Origin of the sequence: Cohnella zeiphila (assembly GCF_014212055.1) — a bacterium.
Taxonomy (GTDB): Bacteria; Bacillota; Bacilli; order Paenibacillales; family Paenibacillaceae; genus Cohnella; species Cohnella zeiphila.
Map to the genome: position 1 here is coordinate 22,166 of NZ_JACJVO010000011.1, position 23,310 is coordinate 45,475.

General features: G+C 53.4%; 17 protein-coding genes and 1 pseudogene. 16 read left to right on the forward strand and 2 right to left on the reverse strand.

Annotated elements, in window-relative coordinates; genetic code table 11:
• The first annotated feature begins 10 nt into the window (after positions 1-10).
• From H7C18_RS10485 to H7C18_RS10555, 15 genes are all read left to right on the forward strand, one after another.
• Positions 11-916 carry an ABC transporter permease gene (locus H7C18_RS10485; RefSeq protein WP_185129006.1) on the forward strand — a complete coding sequence of 302 codons (906 nt, stop codon included), beginning with the start codon at positions 11-13 and terminating at the stop codon, positions 914-916.
• 16 nt (positions 917-932) lie between these two features.
• Complete coding sequence (locus H7C18_RS10490) at positions 933-1,820, forward strand: carbohydrate ABC transporter permease (RefSeq protein WP_185129007.1); 888 nt, start codon at positions 933-935, stop codon at positions 1,818-1,820.
• Between the two features lie 31 nt (positions 1,821-1,851).
• Complete coding sequence (locus tag H7C18_RS10495) at positions 1,852-3,579, forward strand: sensor histidine kinase (protein ID WP_185129008.1); 1,728 nt, start codon at positions 1,852-1,854, stop codon at positions 3,577-3,579.
• Between the two features lie 17 nt (positions 3,580-3,596).
• Positions 3,597-5,252, forward strand: a complete 1,656-nt coding sequence (locus H7C18_RS10500; protein ID WP_185129009.1) for a response regulator transcription factor — start codon at positions 3,597-3,599, stop codon at positions 5,250-5,252.
• A 107-nt stretch (positions 5,253-5,359) separates the two neighbouring features.
• Complete coding sequence (locus H7C18_RS10505; RefSeq protein ID WP_185129010.1) at positions 5,360-7,033, forward strand: extracellular solute-binding protein; 1,674 nt, start codon at positions 5,360-5,362, stop codon at positions 7,031-7,033.
• Between the two features lie 75 nt (positions 7,034-7,108).
• Positions 7,109-7,993 (forward strand): glycoside hydrolase family protein, encoded by an 885-nt coding sequence (locus H7C18_RS10510; protein ID WP_185129011.1) that lies wholly within the window; start codon positions 7,109-7,111, stop codon positions 7,991-7,993.
• Between the two features lie 109 nt (positions 7,994-8,102).
• Positions 8,103-9,953: a family 20 glycosylhydrolase gene (locus H7C18_RS10515; protein WP_185129012.1), complete on the forward strand. Its 1,851-nt coding sequence runs from the start codon at positions 8,103-8,105 to the stop codon at positions 9,951-9,953.
• Between the two features lie 16 nt (positions 9,954-9,969).
• Positions 9,970-12,633, forward strand: coding sequence for a family 78 glycoside hydrolase catalytic domain (locus tag H7C18_RS10520; protein WP_185129013.1), 2,664 nt, complete (start codon positions 9,970-9,972; stop codon positions 12,631-12,633).
• 2 nt (positions 12,634-12,635) lie between these two features.
• The gene (locus H7C18_RS10525) at positions 12,636-14,276 is read left to right on the forward strand and encodes a DUF4091 domain-containing protein (protein ID WP_185129014.1); all 1,641 of its coding nucleotides are present in this window, start codon (positions 12,636-12,638) and stop codon (positions 14,274-14,276) included.
• Positions 14,277-15,328: 1,052 nt separating this feature from the next.
• A complete protein-coding gene (locus H7C18_RS10530) occupies positions 15,329-15,469 on the forward strand; it encodes a hypothetical protein (protein ID WP_185129015.1) in 141 nt (46 codons plus the stop codon).
• A gap of 153 nt (positions 15,470-15,622) precedes the next feature.
• A complete protein-coding gene (locus tag H7C18_RS10535; RefSeq protein ID WP_185129016.1) occupies positions 15,623-16,906 on the forward strand; it encodes an ABC transporter substrate-binding protein in 1,284 nt (427 codons plus the stop codon).
• Positions 16,907-16,924: 18 nt separating this feature from the next.
• Complete coding sequence (locus H7C18_RS10540; RefSeq protein WP_185129017.1) at positions 16,925-17,821, forward strand: carbohydrate ABC transporter permease; 897 nt, start codon at positions 16,925-16,927, stop codon at positions 17,819-17,821.
• Positions 17,822-17,972: 151 nt separating this feature from the next.
• Positions 17,973-18,668, forward strand: coding sequence for a carbohydrate ABC transporter permease (locus H7C18_RS10545; protein WP_238357625.1), 696 nt, complete (start codon positions 17,973-17,975; stop codon positions 18,666-18,668).
• Between the two features lie 29 nt (positions 18,669-18,697).
• Complete coding sequence (locus tag H7C18_RS10550) at positions 18,698-19,828, forward strand: acyltransferase domain-containing protein (protein WP_238357626.1); 1,131 nt, start codon at positions 18,698-18,700, stop codon at positions 19,826-19,828.
• A gap of 267 nt (positions 19,829-20,095) precedes the next feature.
• Complete coding sequence (locus H7C18_RS10555; RefSeq protein ID WP_185129019.1) at positions 20,096-20,875, forward strand: spherulation-specific family 4 protein; 780 nt, start codon at positions 20,096-20,098, stop codon at positions 20,873-20,875.
• Positions 20,876-21,626: 751 nt separating this feature from the next.
• On the opposite strand, the pseudogene H7C18_RS10560 reads toward H7C18_RS10555, so the two are convergent.
• Positions 21,627-22,236: pseudogene (locus tag H7C18_RS10560) on the reverse strand (LysR family transcriptional regulator substrate-binding protein).
• Positions 22,182-22,505, reverse strand: coding sequence for a LysR family transcriptional regulator (locus tag H7C18_RS35990; protein WP_420481850.1), 324 nt, complete (start codon positions 22,503-22,505; stop codon positions 22,182-22,184). Before H7C18_RS35990 ends, H7C18_RS10560 begins: the two are co-directional and overlap by 55 nt.
• Before the next feature lie 188 nt (positions 22,506-22,693).
• Here H7C18_RS35990 and H7C18_RS10565 point away from each other — a divergent pair, with 188 nt between their 5' ends.
• Positions 22,694-23,185 (forward strand): DinB family protein, encoded by a 492-nt coding sequence (locus H7C18_RS10565; RefSeq protein ID WP_185129020.1) that lies wholly within the window; start codon positions 22,694-22,696, stop codon positions 23,183-23,185.
• The last annotated feature ends 125 nt before the right edge of the window (positions 23,186-23,310 follow it).

A 23,310-nucleotide genomic window follows, 5' to 3' on the forward strand; every position in this document is an offset into this window, starting at 1 on the left:
AGGTGTTCGGATGTTCCGCAAGGCGAAGGTGTCCCGCAAAAACCATCAGCTTCATCTGATGCTGATTCCCGGCTTCGTGTTGATCCTCTTGTTCAGCTACTTGCCGATTGTTGGCTTATCCATAGCGTTTCAAGATTTTAATCCGATCATCGGCTTCAAGGAGCTGCGGTGGAACGGGCTGGATAACTTCCATTACATCCTGTCTCTGCCGGATTTCAAGCCGGCGCTGCGCAACACGGTCGTTATCTCCGTGATGAAAATCGTCGCCGGCATCGTCGTGCCGGTCGTGGCGGCGCTTCTTCTGAACGAAGTACGGTCGGCGCTGTTCAAGCGTTCCGTTCAGACGATCGTTTACATGCCTCATTTTTTCTCCTGGGTTATTCTCGGGGGGATTGTCATCGATATTCTCTCGCCGGACCAGGGGGTCGTCAATGTGATCCTCGGCGCGTTCGGCGTCGATCCGATCTCCTTCCTGTCCAGCAACGCCTGGTTCCGATACGTCATGGTCATCACGGATCAATGGAAAGAATTCGGCTTCAGCACGATCGTTTATTTGGCCGCGCTGGCCGGCGTCGACCAGGGTCAGTACGAAGCGGCATTGATGGATGGGGCCGGGAGATGGCGCCAGACCTGGCATGTGACGCTGCCGGGCATTCGCCCCATCGTCGTGCTGATGGCTACGCTCAGCTTGGGCTCAATCCTGAACGGCGGCTTCGATCAGATCTTCAACCTGTACAACCCGTTGGTCTTCGAGACGGGCGATATTCTGGATACGTTATTGTACCGGATCGGCATCGAACAAGCCCAGTATTCCGTTGCCGCGGCCATCGGCTTGGTCAAATCGATCGTCTCTCTCGGGCTGATCGGCCTTGGGTACTGGCTGGCTTACAAGATCGCCAACTATCGGATTTTCTAACGGGAGGGCTTAGATCATGCATTTGATATCGCGTCCTTATCGAGCGTTCCTGATCTTCAATTATGTCTTTCTGACGTTTATCGCGCTGCTCAGCCTTTTCCCGATTCTGAACGTGCTGTCGGTGTCGTTCAGTTCCAGCTCGGCGGCGGACTCGGGTCAGGTCGTCCTGTGGCCTGTCGAGTTTACATGGAAATCGTACGATTTCGTTCTGCAAGCGGGAGAATTCAACACCGCGTTCGTTAACAGCGTTCTGCGGGTCGTACTGGGGGTGCCGCTCAGCGTGCTCGTCACTGTCCTGATCGCATATCCGCTGTCCAAGGAAAACGCCACGTTCCCGCAGCGCACCCTTTATGTCTGGATTTTCGTTTTCACCATGCTGTTCAGCGGCGGCTTGATCCCAAGCTTTCTCGTCATCAAGCAGCTCCACCTGCTGGATTCGGTCTGGGCGCTGGTGCTGCCGGTTACCGTTCAGGTCTTCAACGTCTTGCTCATGCTGAACTTTTTCCGGAATCTTCCCAAGGAGTTGGAGGACGCGAGCCTGATCGACGGCGCCAGCCATTGGCGAACGCTGTGGAGCGTCTACTTGCCGATCTCGCTGCCCAGTCTGGCCACCATTCTCCTGTTTACGCTGGTGATGCATTGGAATTCCTGGTTCGACGGCATGATCTACATGAACGACGTCGGCCGGTATCCGCTCGCCACATACTTGCAATCGATCTTGAATATGACTTCTATCCCGAAGACCAATCTGACGCTCGAACAGGCGATTCTGCTTAAGAGCGTGTCGAGCCGAACCGCCCGCGCGGCGCAAATCTTCGTGGCGGCATTCCCGATCCTACTGATCTACCCCTTCCTGCAGAAGTATTTCGTGAAAGGCCTAGTGGTGGGGAGCGTCAAAGGGTAAGATAAGGTGTAAAAAAGTCGGGTGGTGCCTCATGAGCGCCAAGTGGAATTCGCTGATTATGAAAGTGATGGTCACTTTTTTTCTTGTTATCCTGCCTTTATACGGATTAAGCGTCACCCTGACCTTGAATAGCTCCAAGCAGATGCGAGAAGAGATCGAACGGACCAACGAATCGGTTCTGCTCTCCCATTTCCTGCGATTGCAGTTCGAATTGTCCCGCATGAACAACCTGGCGGGACAATTCGCGCAAGATGAAGAGCTTTCGGACTTCAGCGCCTTACTTCCCATTATGAGCAGCTACCAAATCGCGCAAAGATTGAACAACATCTTGTTGAAGCTTGATCAGATGAAGTCGACAAGTCCGTATATTCAGGATGTCCTGTACTTTCTGCCGGCACTAAGGAAGACGGTCTCCGCCGTCAACGGGATCTCGGACGATCCGGCCGACACCTGGGAAGGTCTCATCCACAACCGGGGAGAGCTGAAAGGAGCCGTATCCGAATACAACGGAGATTTGTTTCTTTTGACGAGCTCGCCTTTTGTGTACACGGCTTCGTCTACGCCGAATTTCGTATTGGCGATTCAGATTTCCGCCCCGGAGCTGAACCGGCAATTGGAAAGCTTCCGGGAGAAGAGTATTAGCGGAGCCTTTATTGTGTTCGGGCAAGGGAATCATACGGTCATCTCGGACAACGGCCTGATGGACCGCTGGAACGTTCTGAAGGATCGGGTCCGGAAGGATGCTTCGGGACAAGTCGTTCGCACCGTCACGGAAGACGATCGCTACTATTCCGTCCGCGATTCTACCTTTCAATTCGATTTCGTCAGCTTTGTATCGAACGACGTTCTCTACCAGTCGATCCATCGCTATTCGGTATGGATGTGGTGGTTGACCGCCGCTTCCTGCCTGATCGTCGTCGTCTTTTCTTTCTGGATCTACCGTCTGATTCACAAGCCGCTGATCAAGCTTATTAAAGGCTTCAAAGTGCTCGAGAGAGGGAATACGACTCAAGAGATCGTTCACCGGCGCAAGGACGATTTCGGTTATCTGTTCAGCCAGTATAACAAGACCATCAACCGACTCCACATTTTGATCGAAGATAACTACGTCCAGCGGATTCGAACCCAGGATGCGGAGCTGAAGCATCTGCAATCGCAAATCACCCCTCATTTTCTGTATAACAGCTTGTTTACCATTCAACAGATGGCCGAGATGGACAATACCGAGGGAATCAAAGTATTCTCCGACTATCTGGGACAATACTTTCGGTTCATGACGAAGGATTCGGCGCGCGAAGCGACGCTAGAGCAGGAGATGGAGCATTCCCTGATTTATCTGCACATTCAGCAAACCCGATTTTCCAATCGAATCGCGTTTGACGTAGAACCGCTGCCCGAAGAAAGCCGCGGCCTTATGGTTCCTCGCATCATCATTCAACCGATCCTGGAGAACGTATTCGAGCATGGCTTGAGCCAAAGCGCTTCCCGAGGAATCTTGCGATTATCGCATCGGACGGAGGGACAGGCATTCGTGATTGAAGTGGAAGATAACGGACAAAGACTGACGGATGATCGATTGCTGGAGCTGCAGAGCCAGCTCGAAATAGCCCCGTCTCAGTGGAGCGATCGGGAAACGACCGGGCTGCTCAACGTTCATCACCGCCTGCGGATCCGGTTCGGTTCCGAATACGGTTTATGGCTGGAAAGAAGCGAGCTGGGCGGACTGAAGGTCGTCATGAAACTCCAGAGAAGCGCCTAGAGAGGAGCCGATCCTTCATGTATCGATTGTTGATCATCGACGACGAACCGATCATCGTGAACGGATTGCACGAGTACTTCCGCAAAAGCGAGTTGGCGGATGTGGAGATCGTCCTGGCCTATTCGGCTGCCGAGGCGATCTCGCAGTTGGATTCGGCCAAAATCGATGTCGTCTTAAGCGATATTTGCATGCCCGAGATGAGCGGTATGGAATTGCTCGGCCAGATCGAAAAAAGGTGGCCGAGGTGCAAGGTGATCTTGCTGACGGGGCACGACGAGTTCGAATACGCGCATCAGGCCCTCCGCAGCTCCTGCGTCGTCGATTATATCCTGAAGACCGAAGGAATGGGCAAGATCGGTTCGGCGGTGAAGCATGCGTTCGCACTGGTCAAAGATGAATTGTCCGTCTATCGGCAGAAGGAGTGGCTGCAGAAGGAATTCCCCAAGGTGATGAATCAGCTGCAGCGTCAACTGCTGCTCGACTTGCTCCGACGTACGGACCGAGAAGCGTATCTAGGGCTGCAGGACGAATTCGATGCCTTGAAGCTGCCGTTCCGGGCGGGAAGACCGGTACTGCCTATCCTTCTGAGCGTCGAGGAATGGGGCAAATACGAGACGACGTTCGAAAGAAACTTAATGTTATTCTCCGTCGGGAACATCGCGGAAGAACTGCTCGGCTCCCGAACGGTAACGAAGTTCGTCCCATACGATCATTCCACGCTGCTGGGCCTGGTGCAGAGCCCGGAGCAAACGTTCGTCACCGAGGAGAAGCAGTCGGAGAGGACCGCGAATTTCACCTTCGGAACGTTGGAATCGGTTCAACAGGTGTGCCGGGATCTGTTCCACATCCCCCTGTCCGCGGCGACGAGCAATCGGGTGCTTCCTTTTGAAGACACGAGTCAAGAGATTCGCCGCCTCCGGCTGGCCGTCCTGAACGGACAGGCAAGAGGACTGGAGCGGTTGTTGGTCGTGAAGCCTGCGACGGAACAAGCGGGGGAGAGCACGGATCATTTCAGGCGTCAGTCCGCCCAATATGCGCTGGAGCAGCTGAAGCAGCGCTTGCTTGGAGGAACCGGCAGCGATTGGACACATTATTTTGATAAATTGACAGGCTTGTTTCCCCCGTCGGGGCCGGAGGATCCTTTTGACCGGATGGTGATTCTTCAGAACTTGTCCGAGCATTGCTTGGTTTGCCTGGAAGAGCTGGGATTAAAGAATAAGGCGATCTCGCAGACGGACTTGCCGCGAATTCTGCAGTTCAACAGTCAAGTGTCGTGGGGCGAGGCGGTCGTGCTGTACCAATCTCTGTTCGAATGGATGCAGTGCACGCGCAACGATCATCTGAAGCGGGAAGAGTCCCATCTGATCGGTCGAATCTACTACTATATTCACAACAATCTGGACTCGGATTTGTCGCTTACGCGGATCGCCCGTGAAGTGTCGCTGAATCCGTCCTACCTGTCGCGGTGGTACAAGCAGGTCACCGGCCAAGGGTTATCCGATTACATCCAGGAAGTGAAGATCGAGAAAGGGAAGGAACTGCTCGCTTCCACCTCCTACAGGATTCACGAAATATCGGAGAAGCTCGGGTTTACCGACCCCCATTATTTCTTTCGCTTTTTCAAGAAAGTGGTGGGCTGCACGCCGCAGGATTATCGCAACCGCAAAGTGTGAATCGAACAAGTAAAGAAAAGATACCGAAAGTAGAAAATACTCACTGTCGGCTAAATTTATTGAATTTTACAATAAGAGCGTAATCATGAAGCAAGGGGAGGCATACCATGAATTTGTTAGCCAAGAAATCGTTAACCGTATTCACCTCGCTGGCACTTGCGGTAACGGCGGCTGCTTGCAGCAGCGGCGGGGCCGGAAATGACGAAGCCGCAGAGAGCCAAGTACCGGGGAGCGAGAGCAGCCATTCCGCCAGCCCGACCGAGAGCGACGGATCGCTCGCCAAATACGACCCTCCGATCACGATTCGAACGACGGCGGCGGAAGCCAAGGATTTCTTGAACGAGGGCGAAACGACGGAGAACAACGTCTGGACCCAGGGCTACGAGCAAGAGCTTGGCATTAAAGTAAAGTACGACTGGATCACCAAAGGCGATAACTACACGGACAAGATGAACATTACGCTGGCGAGCGGCGATTTACCCGATTTGTTAAACGTCAATCAAACGCAATATAAACAGCTCCTCGATGCCGGCCAGCTGGAAGACTTGTCGGAGGTTTACGAGAAGTATGCGTCCGAGCTGGTGAAGAAGTTCTACACCATGGGCACCGACGGGCTGAAGCCGGTGCGGCAAGACGACAAGCTGTACGGCCTCACCTATTACAGCGGTTCTTACGATACGTCTCCGATGCTGTGGATTCGCACCGATTGGATGCAAAACTTGAATCTGGAGCCTCCGAAGACGATGGACGACGTCATGAACATCGCGAAAGCTTTCACGGAGCAAGACCCCGACAAGAACGGGAAGAAAGACACCTACGGGTTGGAGTTGAACAAGGACTTAATGGGCGGCGGAGACATGAATCCCAAAGGGCTGATGAACGGATATCACGCCTATCCGGGCATCTGGTTCAAGGACGGTTCCGGGAAACTGGTGTACGGGAGCATTCAACCCGAGATGAAAACCGCGCTTGCGAGGCTTGCGGAGATGTTCAAGGCGGGCTATATCGACCCCGAGTTCGCCACGAAGGATGTGGCGAAGGCTTCGGAGACGGTCATGGCAGGCAAGGCAGGCATGTTCTTCGGATTCATGACCTCGCCGTTCTCGGTCTCGGGGATGATCACGAACGAGAATCAGATCGATTGGCTGCCTTACCCGATCCCTTCCGCGGACGACAAGCCGGCCAAGGTCCAGAACGAGGTTTCTTACGGCAACATCTGGGCGATTCGCAAGGGCTACGAGCATCCGGAAGCGCTGATTAAATTAATGAATTTCGCGGTGGAGAAAACGTTCGGGGAATCGGCCAAGACGGAAGCCGCGAAGTTCATCGGGGAATCCGGACAAGGCTTCCATGTCGCGCCGATTAAGCTTCTGGAGCCCAACAAGAACGTCGGCATCTACCATCATGTCGTCGACGCTCTGGAGGCAAACGATCCGAGCAAGCTCAACCGGGAAGAAAAGAGCTACTACGACGGAATTACCAGCTATCGCGGCGGCGATCGATCCCAATGGTGGTTCGAGCGAATCTTCGGACCGGACAGCTCGCAGAAGATCATCCAGCACTACATCGATAACGATTCGATTCTTCTGAACGAATTCGTCTATCCGCCGACAAAGACGATGGCGACCAAGGGAGCTACGCTCGGGAAGCTGGAGTTGGAAACGTTCATGAAAATCATTTATGGAAACGTGCCAATCGACGAATTCGATACGTTCGTCCAGAACTGGAAGAAGCTCGGCGGCGATCAGATGACGGAGGAGGTCAATCAGCTCGTATCTTAAACGGCGGTTCCGATTGAAAAATAAAAACTGCGGGAATTCGTTCTCGCAGATTTTTCATTTAGGCAGGAGGTCGGCATGAGCGACGACAAGCGATTTATTCCGGTAATTGCAAGCGATTGGAAAGTGCTGTTCAAACCTCGGAAGGCAGGCTGTTACGTGAACGATCACAGTATCGTCAGAGCGGACGACGGAAGCTGGCATTTGTTCGGGATCACAGGTCCGACGCCCGAGATCAACCCGCAGCATGAACGGTATTTCGTTCACGGATGGGGTTCTTCCCTGGAGGAGGGGCTGACGAACGAGAGCATCGCGATCGATTACGGCACCCGGGCATGGGCGCCGGGCGTCATTCAAGAAGGAAAGAAGTATTACATGTACTATGGTCCCGCTCCGACCAAGCTGGAAGTGTCCCCCGATCTGCATCATTGGATGAACAATGACGTGCATCTGATCGGTTCGCCTGTCGATGCTTGTCATCGCGACCACATGGTGCTCCGGCTGAACGACTATACCTGGATCATGTACGTCACCGGGATCAGAGGGACTTACAGCTGCATCTCCGCCTACGTATCCAACGATCTGCAGAATTGGCGGTTCGTTCAGTATGCGCTGACCACCTCCGGGAACGCTCCGCTGAACCCGGCTTGGGGAGCGACGGAATCCCCTTACGTCGTCTACCTGGACGGCTATTATTATTTGTTTATTACATACACGGATTGCAGCGACGAGACGTATAACCAGACGTTTGTTTTCCGGTCTTCCAATCCTTACGATTTCGGAAATTATAACGGCGACAACGAGAAAGAGGTCGTGGTCGCCAAGCTGTTCGGGCACGCTTCCGAAGTGATTCGGGATCCCGATACCGGGAATTGGTACATCACCGCCTGCGGCTGGCCGGGCAAGAGCAAACCGCACGAGAACGCGGTGTCCATCGCCAGATTGGAATGGCGCAACGAGTAAAGAAAAGATACCAAAAGTAGAAAGCCTCCACTGTCTGACTCCCCTGCCGAAAATTATCATAGAGGTGTAAAAGCGTCCCCAATAAGCAAAAGGCAAGGAAGTGGATGAAATGGGCAATTTCAACAGCTACGAGAGCTTTCAGGACGAGGGCGCGTACCTGACGACGGATACTCGCATCGAAGGCGGCGGCGACGTTCTGATTTCTCCGATTAAGGAAGCTTCGCTCCAAGGGAATAGGCCGCATGCCTTCAAAGCCGTGCGATTCGTTCCCCATCTGGACGAACGGTTGATTGGACGTATCCGGGAGCAATTCGGCGAAGTTTATAAGGAAGACGAGGACGGTTACGCCGTCGAGATCGAAGAAGACGAGATTCGCATATCCGCCGCAACCGCCAGAGGATGGATGTACGGGGCTTGCACGCTGCGTCAGATCGGCGAGAACGGCTTTTTCCGTTACGGAATCGTGTACAATGTCCCGTTGTGTTCGTTCCGGGGACTGAAAGTGTACCTTCCCGCCGCGGACGATGTCGATTTCTTCAAATCCTTCGTCGACATGGCCTGTTACTACCGTTACAACCATCTCGTGGTGGAAGTCGGCGGCGCGATGGAATACAAGCGCCATCCGGAGATCAACGAAGGGTGGGTAGCGTATTGCGAGGAAATGCGCGAATACTCGGGGAAGGCGGCAGAGATCCAGGCGCGGTTCGATTGGGGCAAAAATTCCATTCACTGCGAGAACGGCGGCGGACGATGGCTGACGCAGGCTTCGGTCCGGGAGCTTGTCGCCTACTGTAAAGATCGCGGTCTGAACGTCATTCCGGAGGTCCCTTCCCTCAGTCACAGCGATTACTTGCTGATTCGGCATCCGGAACTGGCGGAACGAAGCTACGACCCTTACCCGGATACGTACTGCCCTTCCAATCCGGACAGTTACAAGCTGCTGTTTGACGTATTGGACGAGGTGGCGGACGTCTTCGAACCGGAGATCATTCACATCGGCCACGACGAATATTATTCCATCGCGATTTGCGAGCGATGCCGAGGCAAAGACCCCGCTGCGATCTATGCCGAAGACGTGAACCGAATTCGCGATTACCTGGCCGGCAAGGGCATCCGTACCATGATGTGGGGCGATAAGCTGCTCAATGCCGTCGCCAAGGACGGGAAGAAGTACGGAGGCGCAGGCTCCCCGGCCACTTATCCGGCCATCGACAAGATTGCTTCCGACGTCGAAGTGATGCACTGGTATTGGTCGATTCACCGGGAATGGGACGAGCAATACCATTCGCGCGGCTTGTCCGTCGTTTACGGCAACTTCGAGGGACCGGGAATTCCGGAGTGGAGCAGACGGTTGTCCCGGGGCGTCAAGGGAGCGAGCATCTCCAATTGGAGCGCACTGAACGAGAACTACATGCAGCGGAACGGGATTTTCTTCAACATGGTCTACGGGTGCAGAATGTTCTGGAGGGACGAGTACGACGAAACCCGGTTCCCGGCCATGGCGGAAAAGGTATTCGCCGAGTTGTACCGCTACAGGAATCGGAAGATTCTCGCCGGACCGCATATCGAAATTACGCATGGAACGGCCTTTCACCGCGAATTCGAGTTCTTCTTCGACGGGAAATTCATCGAACCGGGAGAGGATCATCTCGGGGACTATACCGTTACATTCGAGGACGGAAGCGTCGTGAGCTGTCCGGTCGACTATGGCACGAACATTACCGGCTTCGACCGGTCCTGGACGCTGCGATGGGGCGAGAGCTTCGACGTTTATGAGTTCGACCGATCGCTGATTGAAGTGTCTTATACGGCACTGCCGGTTCGCGAAGGGGCAATAACGTGGTGCATCATCGCGATTCCGAATCCGTTTCCCGAGAAAAAGATCGCAAGCGTCGAGTTTCAGCCGAAGAAAAACACGGATGCTCGCGTGATCCTGAGTAAATTCGCCGTGAAGGGTTAGGAGGGCGGAAAACAGCATGGAAAACTCGCTTCGAATCGTGAACCTCCAGGTCGAGCATATGGAAAATCCGATCGGAGTCGGCGAAGCCCGTCCCCGTTTCGGCTGGGGATTCGTCTCGGCCGGCGGGCGGGGGGAGAGCCAGTCCGCTTATCAAATTCTTGTCGCGTCCGAAGAAGAGAGGCTGTCTCGCGAGCTCGCCGATGTATGGGACAGCGGCAAGGTCGTCTCCCGGCAAAATCGGAATGTCGCGTACGAAGGAGTCCCGCTTCAATCCGGAAGGCGGTACTACTGGAAAGTAAGGGCATGGGACGCTTCCGGTCGGGCAGGTCCGTACAGTTCTCCGGGTATATGGGAGATGGCGTACCTGCATCCCGAGGACTGGCAAGCCGAATGGATCGGAGTCACGGCAGACGACAGGCAGGCGTGGGCAGAGAAAGGCGTAACGGATGCGGAGACGGCGCTGCCGCTTTTTCGAACGACGTTCCAACTGAGTCAGGACGCGGTACGGGCGAGAGCCTCTATCTGCGGTTTGGGTCACTTCGAGCTGCGGTTAAACGGCGAGAAAGTCGGCGATCACGCGCTCGCCCCCGGCTGGACGAATTATGACAAAACCTGCCTGTACACGGTTCTGGATGCCACTCCCTATGTGCGCAAGGGAAAGAACGCCATCGGAATTCTGCTCGGCAACGGTTTCTACAACGTGACCGGCGGACGGTACGCCAAACTGAAGGGCAGCTTCGGCAATCCGAAGTTGATCCTGCAATTGGAGGTGGAGCATGCCGACGGTACTGTGACCCGGATTCGGAGCGGAGAAGGGTGGTCCGTCAGCCGTAGTCCGATTACATTCTCTTGTATCTACGGAGGAGAAGATTACAACGCTTTGTTGGAGGAGCCGGGTTGGGATCGGGCCGAGTTCGCGGAAGACAACCGATGGCGGAAAGCATCCGTCGTGCCTGCGCCTCGAGGAAAGCTCGCCGCGCAGAACCATCCTCCAATCCAAGCGATGGAGCAGTTCGCCCCCGTTCAAGTGACGGAAAGCTCGCCTGGCGTGTACGTCTACGACTTCGGACAGAACTTCTCGGGACGGGTTCGAATCAAGATCAAGGGAAAAGCTCCCGGTTCGACGGTTACGCTCAAGCCCGCGGAGCTGGTCGATGAACAAGGCGGCATCAACACCTCCTGGAACATCTCTTTCTCCTATACGACGAGAGGCGACGGGGAAGAGAGCTGGGAGCCGCGGTTCACCTACACGGGTTTCCGCTACGTTCAGGTCGAAGGGGCCGTTCCTCAAGAGATCGAGTTGGAAGGGCAGATGATTTATGCCGCCGCTCCGACGATCGGATCTTTCTCCTGCTCGAACGACATGTGGAATCAGATTCATCAGATCATCAATATGGCGATCAAGAGCAACATGCAGAGCGTGCTGACCGACTGCCCGCATCGGGAGAAGCTGGGATGGCTGGAAGAAGCGCATCTTATGGGCCCTTCAATCATGTACAATTATTACGTCCCTCAGCTGTATCGGAAGGTGATGGACGATATGCGAGAAGCGCAGCTGGACAACGGTCTCGTCCCCGACATCGCGCCGGAGTATACCGTTTTCGACCATGATTTCCGCGATTCGCCGGAATGGGGCAGCGCCTATATCATTGCGGCGTGGTATGTATACAACTGGTATCAGGATCGCGGCTTGCTGGAACGTCATTACGAGGGCATGAAGAACTACGCGGCGTACTTGAGCAGCAAAGCCGACGGGTACATGGTTCGTCACGGGTTGGGGGATTGGTGCGACGTCGGGCCGAATCCGGGGTATCCCCAGAACACTCCGATTCCGGTTACCGCAACCGCAATCTATTATTATGTGGCGGACATCATGAAGCAGATGGCTTCCGTTCTCGGCAAGGACGAGGATTCGAAGTTTTATGCCGAGCTGGCGGTTCGGATCAGAGAGGCGTATAATGCCGAGTTCCTGGATCGCGAAGCTTGTCGGTACGCCTCCGGAAGCCAAACCTCGAATGCGATGCCGCTTGCGCTCGGGATGGTGCCGGACGGACTGGAGGAGACGATCGCCGGGAATATCGTCCGGGACATTCGGGCGCGCGGCAACAGCATGACCGGCGGCGATGTCGGCTTCCGGTACTTGCTTATGGCGCTGACGAAATACAATCGAGCGGAAACGGTCGCCGACATGCTGCTGAAGACCGATCATCCGAGCTACGGGTACCAGATCGCTCACGGAGCGACCGCGTTGACGGAGCTGTGGGACGGTCCTACGTTCGGTCTCTCGCAGAATCACTTCATGCTCGGACATATCGAGGAATGGTTCTACTCCGTATTGGCGGGCATTCGGGTTTCCTATGAGATTCCCAGCCTTCATCACCTGGCCATTGCTCCCCGGGCGGTCGGAGGCGTGGAGTGGGTTCGGGCGCACCACGATCTGGTACAAGGGCGGGTTGAGGTTTATTGGCACCAGGATTCGGATCGGTGGCTGTTGGAGGTGACGATTCCAGTGAACACGACAGCGACGGTGCATATTCCGGATGCGCTCGGAAAGATCATTAGCGAAGGCGGCAACCCGCTGGAATCGGTGAAGGAGATTGAACGGTTGGGCAAGGAGGGGAGCGACACGCTTCTCAAGATCGGATCGGGAACCTATACCTTTGAGGTCCGGAGGATGTAAGGATGCTGGAATTCGAGACCAGATGTTTAAGCTCGTTAGCCAAAGTATTTGCGGACGAGGAGCTCACCGTGCCGGCGTTCACAAGCGGGTCGGCGCTGCTTGGCGAAACGTACGCTTTTCAAGTCGCCTTCCGGGCGAAGGAGACGATTCGGAATATTCGAGTGAAAGCCGAGTCCGACCTCGAGGGAATTTCGGTTCGCAAGGTTGACATGGTCCCTTCCGAGCTGCCCTGTTATCGCGATCATGATGAGCATATTCTGCGGTCGACACCGGGCTTGTATCCGGATCCGCTGCATCCGATGGATCCCGACGGAGTGGATGCCGTACACGGACAGTGGCGTTCGGTCTGGATTGCGATCGATGTTCCGCAGGAGAGCAAGCCTGGCTCGCACGAGATTGAAGTCCGTCTTGCAAAGGATACGGGAGAAGAATTGGGGGGCGAGCAGTTCTCGCTAGAAGTCATCCCCGCCGGGCTGCCCGAACAGCGGTTGATTCATACGGAATGGTTCCATTGCGATTGTCTGGCTACCCATTATGGGGTCGACGTTTTCAGCGAGGAGCATTGGCGGCTTATCGACCGGTATGTGGAAACCGCGTCGCGTCACGGGATGAACATGATCCTAACGCCGTTGTTTACGCCTCCGCTCGATACCGAGATCGGAGGTGAGCGGCCGACCGTCCAGCTCGTGGACGTGGAGAAGTCGGGCGAAGTCTACCGCTTCCGGTTCAACAGACTGGAACGTTGGATCAACATGTGCAGCGCCCGGGGAATCCGTTATTTCGAGTTTTCCCATCTGTTCACGCAATGGGGGGCGAAGCACGCTCCCAAGATTGCGGCTTCGGAAGGCGGGGAGTCGAAGAAGATTTTCGGCTGGGAGACGGATGCGGCCGGCGAAGCTTACCGCGGCTTTCTGGAGCAATTTCTGCCGGAATTGATTCGATTCATTCGTTCGCACCAATTGGAAGACCGCAGTTACTTTCATGTATCCGATGAGCCGAGCATTCAGCATCTGGATCATTACCGGTCCGCGGTCGAGATCATCCGCGGCTATCTGGCGGACTTCCCGGTCATCGACGCATTGTCCGATTACGACTTCTACGAGAAAGGTCTCGTCAAGCGCCCGATCCCGGCCAATAATCATATCGAGCCGTTCCTGGCGCATCAGGTTCCCCGGCTCTGGACTTATTATTGCTGCGGACAATACAAACAAGTGTCCAATCGGTTCTTCAACATGCCTTCCTCCCGGAATCGTATTCTGGGCATGCAGCTCTATAAATTCCAAATCGAAGGATTCCTGCATTGGGGATATAATTTCTGGTATTCCCAGCTCTCGCGAAAGCCGATCGATCCTTATCGGGTGACGGACGCCGGGCACGCTTTCCCATCGGGGGACGCTTTCCTGGTCTACCCGGGTCCTGACGGGCCTGTCGAATCGCTGAGACTTGAAGTTCTGCGCGAAGCTCTGCAAGATTTACGAGCGCTTCAACTGCTGGAGAGTCTGATCGGCAGGGAACGGACATTGGAGCTTTTGGAGGAGGGGCTGAGTCGGTCTCTGAGCTTCAGCGAGTATCCGTTGGAGGCGGAATGGCTGTTGGCGAGAAGAGAGAGGATCAACGGGAAGATAAGGGAGATAATGGCGTAATCGAATCGAGAAGGCCGAGGAACTCTCGGCCTTCTCGTTGCACTTGATCTTATTTAGATAAGCTTTTCGAAGAAGCCAACTGGCCTGCTATTCAGAACTTCAGCATGTGACGGGATAGAATGAGTTTTCAAGCTCAATGTATGTTCAAGCGAAGCTCTCGCTGGTTCATGAGATCCGCATGGCTCAGGTTGGTCAGGCTCTGTAGCACGGCGGGTTGCTCCGCATACAGCCTGCGGATGTGTCTCGGATCACTGGTTACGTAGCCATAGTCAAAAGTAACGGGTACGATACTGCAATCATACAGCCTGCCGGCATGTTCCGGTAGGCTGTTAAGCTAACGGGCTATTGTATAAATATTTATATTAACGTATATTTATAACGTAGAGAAGAGGAGAGGATAAGGCATGATTCGCCATATTGACGAATTGTCACTGAATGCAGGGTCTTCTATACAGACAGTGGTCTATGATGGTTGGTTGATTAGATTCTCCAATGGTTATACGAAACGCGCGAATTCGGTGGTAAATCCGATATAACTTGTCGTTGAAGTAGCGGGAGAACAGGAAAGCTTATTTTTCATTTCGTCTTCTTACGAATGAGGCTCAAGATAGGTATTCACGGCGGACGCCCGGCAATAAGAAGTTAACATAGGAATTTCCGAGATCGGAAAACACGATCTCTTTTAATCAATTTTTTCGTTCGAACGCGTGTAGAAAGTGATAAAAAATGCGTAAGTTTCGGTAAATCTTTTTCCGCTCCAACCTCTTAGAATAGGCAACAAGGCAAGCAAATCTGCGAGTTGCACTCATGGTGAAAATCGGATTGATCGGGACTGGCTTCATGGGGCGGCATGCATGCCGCTTATTATGAAGCGCTGCTCGGGACGTTGGATTTTCGGGTGACGGCCGTGGCCGACGCCGATCTGCGAAAAGCCCGAGAGATCGCGGCGAATTGCCCACCTATATGCACGCGGAAATGGCCATCGCCGGAATGAACAGAGGGGCTCGACGTTTTCATCGAAAATCGGCTTGCTTAAATGTGCAGGAGGCAGCTTGTACGAATCTCCGGGGGCGGTCGTGTCTCTCGAAGGAGGATGGAATTACCCAGAGACGCTGCCATTCGATATGGCGTTCCGCGTCATGTTCGAGAAGGCGACGGTCACATTCAGCTCCGTGAAACAACCCGCGTTCTGACCCTTTACGAAATCGCCGCAGCCCAAACGGCGACGTAAGGGGGGACGAGTGAATATCGTTGCGGCAGGGTGTCATCCGGAGTTCCAAATGATCGTTTGGGGCGGTGCATGCATTTAAATTGGAAATCCATAATTCATGCAGGGGGTTCAGAACATGATCAAACGGTTTGCCCGACTGTTCGTGCCTTTTCTCATCTCCGGTCTCGTCATCGTCGGATGCAATTCGAATTCAGGCGGAGAGCCGAATGGCTCTTCGGACGGAAAAGTAAAACTCGTCTGGTGGTCTTCCGATAATGCCGCTTTCGAGGGAGCGAACAAAAAGCTCATTGAGAAATACCAGGCCGCCCACGGCAACGTGGAAATCGATTTGCAAACGTTTCCCTACGATGCTTTAATCCAAAAATTAAAAGCGGCATTCGCTTCCAAGAATCCGCCTGACATCGTGCAGATGTTCGGCACTTGGGTGACGGAATACGCCAAGAACGGCCTGCTCGAACCGGCGCCCGACGACGCTTTTAAATCCGAGCTTTATGACGCGGCGCTCGGTGCGTATCTCTATAACGGCAAAGTGTACGGGATCCCGAACGAATACAATATCGAGAACGACGGTGTCCTCGTTCATAAAAAAATGTTCGATGACGCAGGAATCGCATATCCCCCGAAAACTTGGGACGAAGTGATCGGCGCCGCCAAAAGGCTAACGGTGACGGAAAACGGTGCGATCAAAATTCGCGGATTGGATATGACCTCGTCGGACAGCACGAATTTCATGTTTCTTGCCATGATCCTGCAGCAAGGCGCGAAATATTGGACCGATGACGGCCATGTGAACTTGACTTCTCCGGAAGCAATGAAAGCGATGACAGCGCTCACCGATCTGCTTACCAAGGAGAAAGTCAGCGATCTGACCCTCGCCGGATCGACGGAAGAACCTTACATGGTGTTTTTCAAAGGCGCATCGGCGATGACGACCGCCGGTCCGTGGACGATTAGCGAAGGCAAGGATACGTTCCAAGTATCCGACTTCGAATATATCCCCTTCCCGTCCTTTACGTCACAGCCGCCTTATTTCGCGGCGGAGTCCGGATGGGGAGAAGTGGTCGCGAAGAAAAGCAAACACGCGAAAGAAGCATGGGAATTCGTCCGCTTCATGGCGGAACCTGAGAACGCCAAAGCTTGGAACGTACAGACTTTTACCGTTCCGGCTAACAAAAAAGTGGCGGAGGATCCCGAATTCGTTCAAGAAGTGCCGGCCATGAAGACTTCGCTGGAAGCGCTGCAATACGGACAATGGATAGGTCCGGTAGGAGATCGGGATTACTGGTTCAAAGCCGTATTCGATCAATTCACTTCCATCGGGGCCGGCAAAATTTCCGTGGAAGACGGATTGAAGAAAGCGCAGGACGCTATCAATCAAATGCTGGATCGAAACCAATAAACGGATCGGAGCGCTGTGATGAGTAGGACACGGAAAGGCGCGTTGACCAGGGCCGAGACGAGATTTGCCGTTTTTTCCCTGACGCCGGTTATGCTCTTGTTTGGCCTGTTTTCTCTCATTCCCATCGTGTGGGGGATCGTGCTGATGTTTTACGAATACAACCCGCTCAATCTCCATTCGCCGTTTATCGGAATGGATAACTTTAGACGGCTGCTACACGACGAGGTGTTCCTCAAATCTTTCCGCAATACGTTCCGGTTCGTGGCGATCGCTATTCCCGCCAACATCGTCCTTACGCTGTCGATCGCAATCGGCATCAATCAAATCCGCAGCCGATTATGGAAAAATACGTTTCGGACCCTGTTCTTCCTGCCCGTGGTCGCGCCGATTGCCGGATCCGCCGTCGTATGGACGACCATGTTCAACAAAGACGGCATGATCAACATCATGTTGAATATGTTCGGCCTTCAAAGTGTGAATTGGCTGGGAGATCCCGTCACGGCGATGCTTTCGATCATTCTGATGACTTTATGGGCGGATATCGGCTACAATATCGTCATTTTCATGACCGGCTTGGACGCGATTCCGGACGTTTTCTATGAAGCGGCGAGGCTGGACGGAGCGAGCGGGTTAAAGGCATTCCGGCACATTACGCTGCCTTTGCTGAGCCGGACTTCCCTGTTCGTGTTGATCATGACGACGATCTCCTATCTCCAGATGTTCCCGCAGTTCAAAATCATGACGAATGGAGAGCCTCGCAACGAAACGCGCGTCATGGCGCTGGATATTTTCGACAATGCCTTTACTTACATGAACATGGGGTATGCATCGGCGATGGCTTTCGTCCTTCTTCTGATCGTGCTGATTATCACGGTCTTGCAAATACGTCTGGGCAGATCCGGCTGGGAGTACTGACCTTTGAACAGGAGGAGATCGGGTGTCGAAGAAATCGAACATTCCTTATGTGATTTTGTGTCTTGTGTTGGCATTCGGGGCTCTCTTGATGTGTTTGCCTTATTTATGGATGGTGATTTCCTCTCTAAAGAGCAATCTGGAGATCATTTCGATGCAACCGAAAATGCTTCCGGAAAGTCCGACGTTTAGCGGCTATGAGAAGGTGTTGACAGATGCTCCTTTCATGCGGTGGTTTTTCAACAGCTTGGTTACGTCCGTTTGCATCACCGTCGGCACGCTTTTCACGAGCGCGCTGGCCGGTTATGTGTTCGCAAAATTTCGATTCTTCGGGAAAAGCGTAATGTTTATCGCGATTCTGGCCACGATGATGGTTCCGTTTCAAGTCGTGATGATCCCGACTTACCTCATCATTACGAAGCTGAATTTGGTAAACAATTTGTCGGCCATTGTTTTGCCGTCCCTTGTAAGCGCATTTGGCGTGTTCTTATGCAAGCAATTCATCGAAGGCATTCCGAAAGACCTGAGCGAGGCGGGCCGGATTGACGGAGCCGGTGAATTCCGCCTGTTCCGTTCGCTGATTGTTCCGCAAATCACGCCGGTGCTTTCCGCTCTGGGGATCTTCACTTTCATGGCGGCATGGAACAATTACCTGTGGCCGCTGATCGTGCTGAACGAGCAAAACAAAATGACGGTTCCGTTGGCTCTCGTGTTTTTCAACAGCCGGCACGCCGTCAACTACAACGTGGTTATGTCCGCTGCAGTGCTCATCATGATTCCGGTGATCGCGGTGTTCCTGATCTTCCAGAGACATTTCATTAAAGGGTTGACGATTTCGGGGCTCAAATAAATAGAAAGTTCCCGAGCTAGGGGGATCCAATGGGAGTAAAGGGAAGAGACGGTTTTGAGGTGGATTGGACGGAGGCGAACAAAATCCTCCGGCTGCCGGATGAGCCTTTAGGGGCATTGGCAGATGCCGAACGGGAAATGCGTGGGAATGCGATTTGGATGTCTCAGGCCGAGGAATACCGCATCGCGTTGTCGGAGTCGACCGAACCTTTCGAGGTCATGTCCGGGATGATCGGATGGACGGAGACGCTGGCGCCACGGCGATCGCATGCAAGCCTGTTTACGGCGCTCGTGCTGATTTCACTCTTGCCGGACGCGATTCGTTTCTATCGGAAGCGAGACATTTCGGATGCGATCCTCCTGGATACATTCGGGGATGTCGACGTCTGGATGCGGCATTATCAGAGGCAGCATGGCGTATGGGGACTGAGCGTGCCGGAGTGGCTCCTTTACCACTTCACTTGCAAACTGTTCAAAATCGGCAGGCTGCAATTCATGCATACGGAATGGGAGAGGCAGGTCAAAGTATTCCGGAATCGAGCGTCCGACGAATTGACGGTATTCCCGGAAGCCGGCGTCCGGTTTCGGGCGGACGGGCTGGTCGACGGCATGAATTGTATTTACGATTCAGCGGACGGATGGGTCTCCGAACTCAGGCAGGGCGGTAGCATCATTTCCGGCCATGCCACGGGGCCGGATGGAGCTGCAGATGGGGAATTGACCGAGCTGGATGCGGCTCAATGGGAGTTGGTTCTGGAAGCGGGCAGTCCGGTTCTCGACGTCCATATTCAAGAAGGCGGAAGACTGGACCCGGAGGCGATCGCCGCTTCGATGGCGGAGGCTAGGGCCTTCTATGCAGAGAAATTCCCCGAACTGCCGGTCCGCGCGTTCGTCTGCACCTCTTGGTTGCTTAGCCCGGGACTCGCGCATTTGCTGCCGGCCGATTCCAATATCGTTACATTCGGACGGATGTTCCGTCTCGTTCCGAATCGGGACGATGAAGCGCAGCTTTACGAGAGGGTGTTCGGGGACAAGCAGCCGGACTTGGCGAACGCACCCCGAGGCACCTCACTTCAGCAAGCCGTTCATGATTTCGTTGCGGGCGGCGGTATGGTGTTCGGGGGGTCAGGGTTTCGGCTGCTGACGAACGAGTCGAGTTGACATCCGGAAGATTGCCGAAATGATTCCGCCCTACAAGTACTATTCGCAGCAATCATCTACAATACGTCGGCATCCATGGACACGATCCTGGAAAGACGGTTGTCATATATTGGATTTATACAGGGTTTTTACCTGGGATTGGATTTTCCGTGCTTCATTCCCGGGTTTAAATAAAGAAAGACTTCCAGGAAAGGAGAAGAGTATTCGATAAGTTTAAAGTTTAGAATGTACTAAAAATCGATTTTTTAAAAAAGGAGCTTGATTATTATGAAAAGAGTTATTGCTAGTTTAATAGCGATCTTATTGTTTATTTTGCCTGGCATGAATGCCCTTGCTGCCGGAGAATTAAATATGAAGGTGATCGTGCCTGCATATTTTGATCCACCGAGTTCAAATTGGACGCGTATTATAAATCAGGCTGCCACGATGCCTGGCAGAATGTATGCCATTGCTAATAAGAATGAAGGTCCAGGTCCAGCTTTTGACAGTGCTTATAACACAGCTATTAATAGTATGCATACGAATTCCGGCAAAGTTATCGGTTATGCCAATACCGATTATGGCAATGCTTCACTAGCTTCTGTAAAAGCAATAATTGATGCATGGTATGCTTTTTATCCTAGTATAGATGGTGTTTTTCTAGACTGCATGGAAATTGCCCCTGGAAAAGAGGGATATTACCAAGATCTATACAATTACATCAAAGCCAAGAGTGCATCAGCCTTAGTGGTAGCGAATCCGGGAATTACTACCGTAGAAAGTTACCTGTTGTACAATGGTAACCGTGTTGCTGATGTACTTTGTGTTTTTGAGACTAACACAGGTTTTGATACTTGGGTTCCGGCAGCTTGGACAAATAGCTACGACAGAAGTAATTTCTATGTTCTTCCGTACGGTACCACTGCTAGCAAGTGGCAATCAAGGGTTGATTACGCTGCCTCACATAACGTTGGTTGGATTTTCTGCACAAACGACTCGGGTGCTAATCCATGGGATACCTTGCCTTCGTATTTTGAAAACTTTAGTACTTACGTAGCCAGCAAATAAATTGTGTATTTTTGTTAACTTTTCTTAGGCATTGTAAGATGGCGGTAGCCGGGAGAACGCGGGAGTTTTTGGGGCATTGACCCCGTCACAGAAACTGTTCTCCCACTATCCCCAAAGACCATGCTTGAGCTGGTATAGGCATCGACCTCGCATCACAAGCGAAGTTTTGATTTGGAACCATCTTGGAAGTGCCGGTGTACTGGACATCGCTTCGCTGCGCACCTTGGCGGGTGATCGAACTGTACAGCGACCATGGCACAAGCGAACAATTTCACAGTGAGATTAAGACCGATTTGGTTATGGATCGTCTTCCGGACGGTAAATTTGCCACCAACGATTTGATGCTCCATGCGGGAATGTTTGCATACAATCTTCTGCGCATTATGGGGCAATAAAGCCTGCGAGAGGACGATTCGCCGATCCGTGGTAACGTCAAACGCCGACATATTCGTACCGTCATTCAAAACATCGTTTACATGGCGGCACGATTGGTTCGCCATGCGAGAAGAATCTCTTTCAACTTTGGAAGCAACAGTCCTTGGTTTCTGACGGCGCGCATTTGCATGAATGTCTTAATCGACTCCCTGCGCTAATTGACCCTTCAGTAAAAAGAAGGTTTATTTGTTATGGGCAAAAAAGCTCTTTACAGGCAGGGATAAGACCTCTCAATCGGTGTTAATGATAGGACTTAATATCTGAAAAAAAGCTTTACGGAGTATAGCCAATTCATATTCCATGCCATCAATAAGACTTAATTACTCAAAGACTCGATGGTTTCCCTTAATGTCTGAATAAACGTGCGCATAGCGAACCCGACATATCGGTCGCTGCGGTAGATCAGGCAGATGTCCTGGCTGGGAACCGGCTGGTTCAGGCGAACGATCCGGATATCTTCGCTTTCGACACTTGCGAGCAGCAGGTGCGGAAGAGCGGTGGCGCCAATCCCGTTTTGCACCATCCAAGCAGGAAACGAGCGTCGTCGTCTCCAGATGCGGCTTGAGGCGGAACTCTTTTTCCATGCAGAATCGGTCAATCAAGGCGCGGCACTGATGGTCGGCAGGGAATAGAACCATATTCATCGATTTCAGCTTTGCTAGCGGGAGCAAGCTCTTTTGGGCGACGGGATCGTGCGAATGGACCGCGAGCGAGAATTCTTCGTGGAATAGAGGAATGGACGTCAGCCGGTCGTCGGAGACAGGGCCGATCGTCACCCCGATGTCGATGGAGCGGTCCAGCACTTGTTCCGTTACGTTCAGCGTTTCGCGCAAGGATAAGGAGATTTTGGGATACGTCCGATGGAAGTTCATCACGAGGGAATCGAACAGCAGATCGGCGTCGCCGGGCAAAACGCCGATGGCCACGAGCCCCCTTGCCTCAACTTCAAGTCCGCGATGGCGTCTCCGGCTTGCCGCAGATGCCCGAATACGGCCGTTCCGTGCTCCTTCAGAATCGCCCCGGCTTCCGTCAGCGCGATTTTTCTTCCGATCCGGTCGAACGGAAGGACGCCCAATTCCTCCTCCAGCGCCCGAATTTGCTGGCTGATATTCGGATCGCTGACGCCCATCCTCTCAGCGGCGCGCGAGAAGTGGAGCTCTTCGCAGATGGCCATGAAATACTCCAATTGCCTCAATTCCTAAGCTATTCCCTCCCATGGATTCGTCGTTTGACTTCCATTGTTTCGTTTCCGAAACGTCGCTGTCAATAGCAGATCGTTAATTGCCGCTTAACGATTTGGTAACCGCCGCGGTATCGATCGGACGGATCGCCGGGCCTATACTGAACTCATCCCAAGCGTCACCCCTTAAAGGAGGAGTTCACATGTCCCAGATTATCGTCCATTCCGCGCAAACGGTCCGCCAGTTGGTGCTTCAGCACGCCCAAGCCATTCCGGAAGAGCTTTATGACACTCAGCCCGCTGCGTTCAACAACACGATTCGCTGGAATATCGGACACATCGTGTTCTGGATGGACTCGTATCGCTCGCTTTGCTTCTCGGAAAAATCGGCTCTGCCGCCCTCGTATGCGGCGTTCTTCAACTCCGGAACGAAGCCGTCGGACTGGATCGACGCTCCTCCTTCGAAGGAGGAGCTGATCGGACAGCTGTCGCGTCAGCTCGACGACATGGCCGATTTGCCGCTTGACGTTATGAACGAGCCGTTTCCGTCGCCGCTGCAGATGGGGCCGCTCACCTTCAGCCTCGCGGGCGAGCTGTTCAACTTCAGCTTGCTCCACGAAGCGATTCATCTGTCCGTTATCGCCAGTCTGCTAAAGGTGATTCAAGCCAATTCTGCCCTTGCCGCCAACCGATAACGTCGCCAGAGGGACGCCGAATCCCCCTCGAAAAGGAGGATTTTGCCGGCCCAACTGTTAGGAATAAACCATGGACCCTCGGCCGGGCGGCTTAGTCCGGGCGGGGGAATCCCTGCAAAGACACA

Excerpts from the sequence above, each read along its gene's own strand:
- H7C18_RS10485 (WP_185129006.1), top strand. The coding sequence starts at position 11 with ATGTTCCGCAAGGCGAAGGTGTCCCGCAAAAACCATCAGCTTCATCTG.
- H7C18_RS10490 (WP_185129007.1), top strand. The coding sequence starts at position 933 with ATGCATTTGATATCGCGTCCTTATCGAGCGTTCCTGATCTTCAATTAT.
- H7C18_RS10495 (WP_185129008.1), top strand. The coding sequence starts at position 1,852 with ATGAGCGCCAAGTGGAATTCGCTGATTATGAAAGTGATGGTCACTTTT.
- H7C18_RS10500 (WP_185129009.1), top strand. The coding sequence starts at position 3,597 with ATGTATCGATTGTTGATCATCGACGACGAACCGATCATCGTGAACGGA.
- H7C18_RS10505 (WP_185129010.1), top strand. The coding sequence starts at position 5,360 with ATGAATTTGTTAGCCAAGAAATCGTTAACCGTATTCACCTCGCTGGCA.
- H7C18_RS10510 (WP_185129011.1), top strand. The coding sequence starts at position 7,109 with ATGAGCGACGACAAGCGATTTATTCCGGTAATTGCAAGCGATTGGAAA.
- H7C18_RS10515 (WP_185129012.1), top strand. The coding sequence starts at position 8,103 with ATGGGCAATTTCAACAGCTACGAGAGCTTTCAGGACGAGGGCGCGTAC.
- H7C18_RS10520 (WP_185129013.1), top strand. The coding sequence starts at position 9,970 with ATGGAAAACTCGCTTCGAATCGTGAACCTCCAGGTCGAGCATATGGAA.
- H7C18_RS10525 (WP_185129014.1), top strand. The coding sequence starts at position 12,636 with ATGCTGGAATTCGAGACCAGATGTTTAAGCTCGTTAGCCAAAGTATTT.
- H7C18_RS10535 (WP_185129016.1), top strand. The coding sequence starts at position 15,623 with ATGATCAAACGGTTTGCCCGACTGTTCGTGCCTTTTCTCATCTCCGGT.
- H7C18_RS10540 (WP_185129017.1), top strand. The coding sequence starts at position 16,925 with ATGAGTAGGACACGGAAAGGCGCGTTGACCAGGGCCGAGACGAGATTT.
- H7C18_RS10545 (WP_238357625.1), top strand. The coding sequence starts at position 17,973 with ATGCAACCGAAAATGCTTCCGGAAAGTCCGACGTTTAGCGGCTATGAG.
- H7C18_RS10550 (WP_238357626.1), top strand. The coding sequence starts at position 18,698 with ATGGGAGTAAAGGGAAGAGACGGTTTTGAGGTGGATTGGACGGAGGCG.
- H7C18_RS10555 (WP_185129019.1), top strand. The coding sequence starts at position 20,096 with ATGAAAAGAGTTATTGCTAGTTTAATAGCGATCTTATTGTTTATTTTG.
- H7C18_RS10565 (WP_185129020.1), top strand. The coding sequence starts at position 22,694 with ATGTCCCAGATTATCGTCCATTCCGCGCAAACGGTCCGCCAGTTGGTG.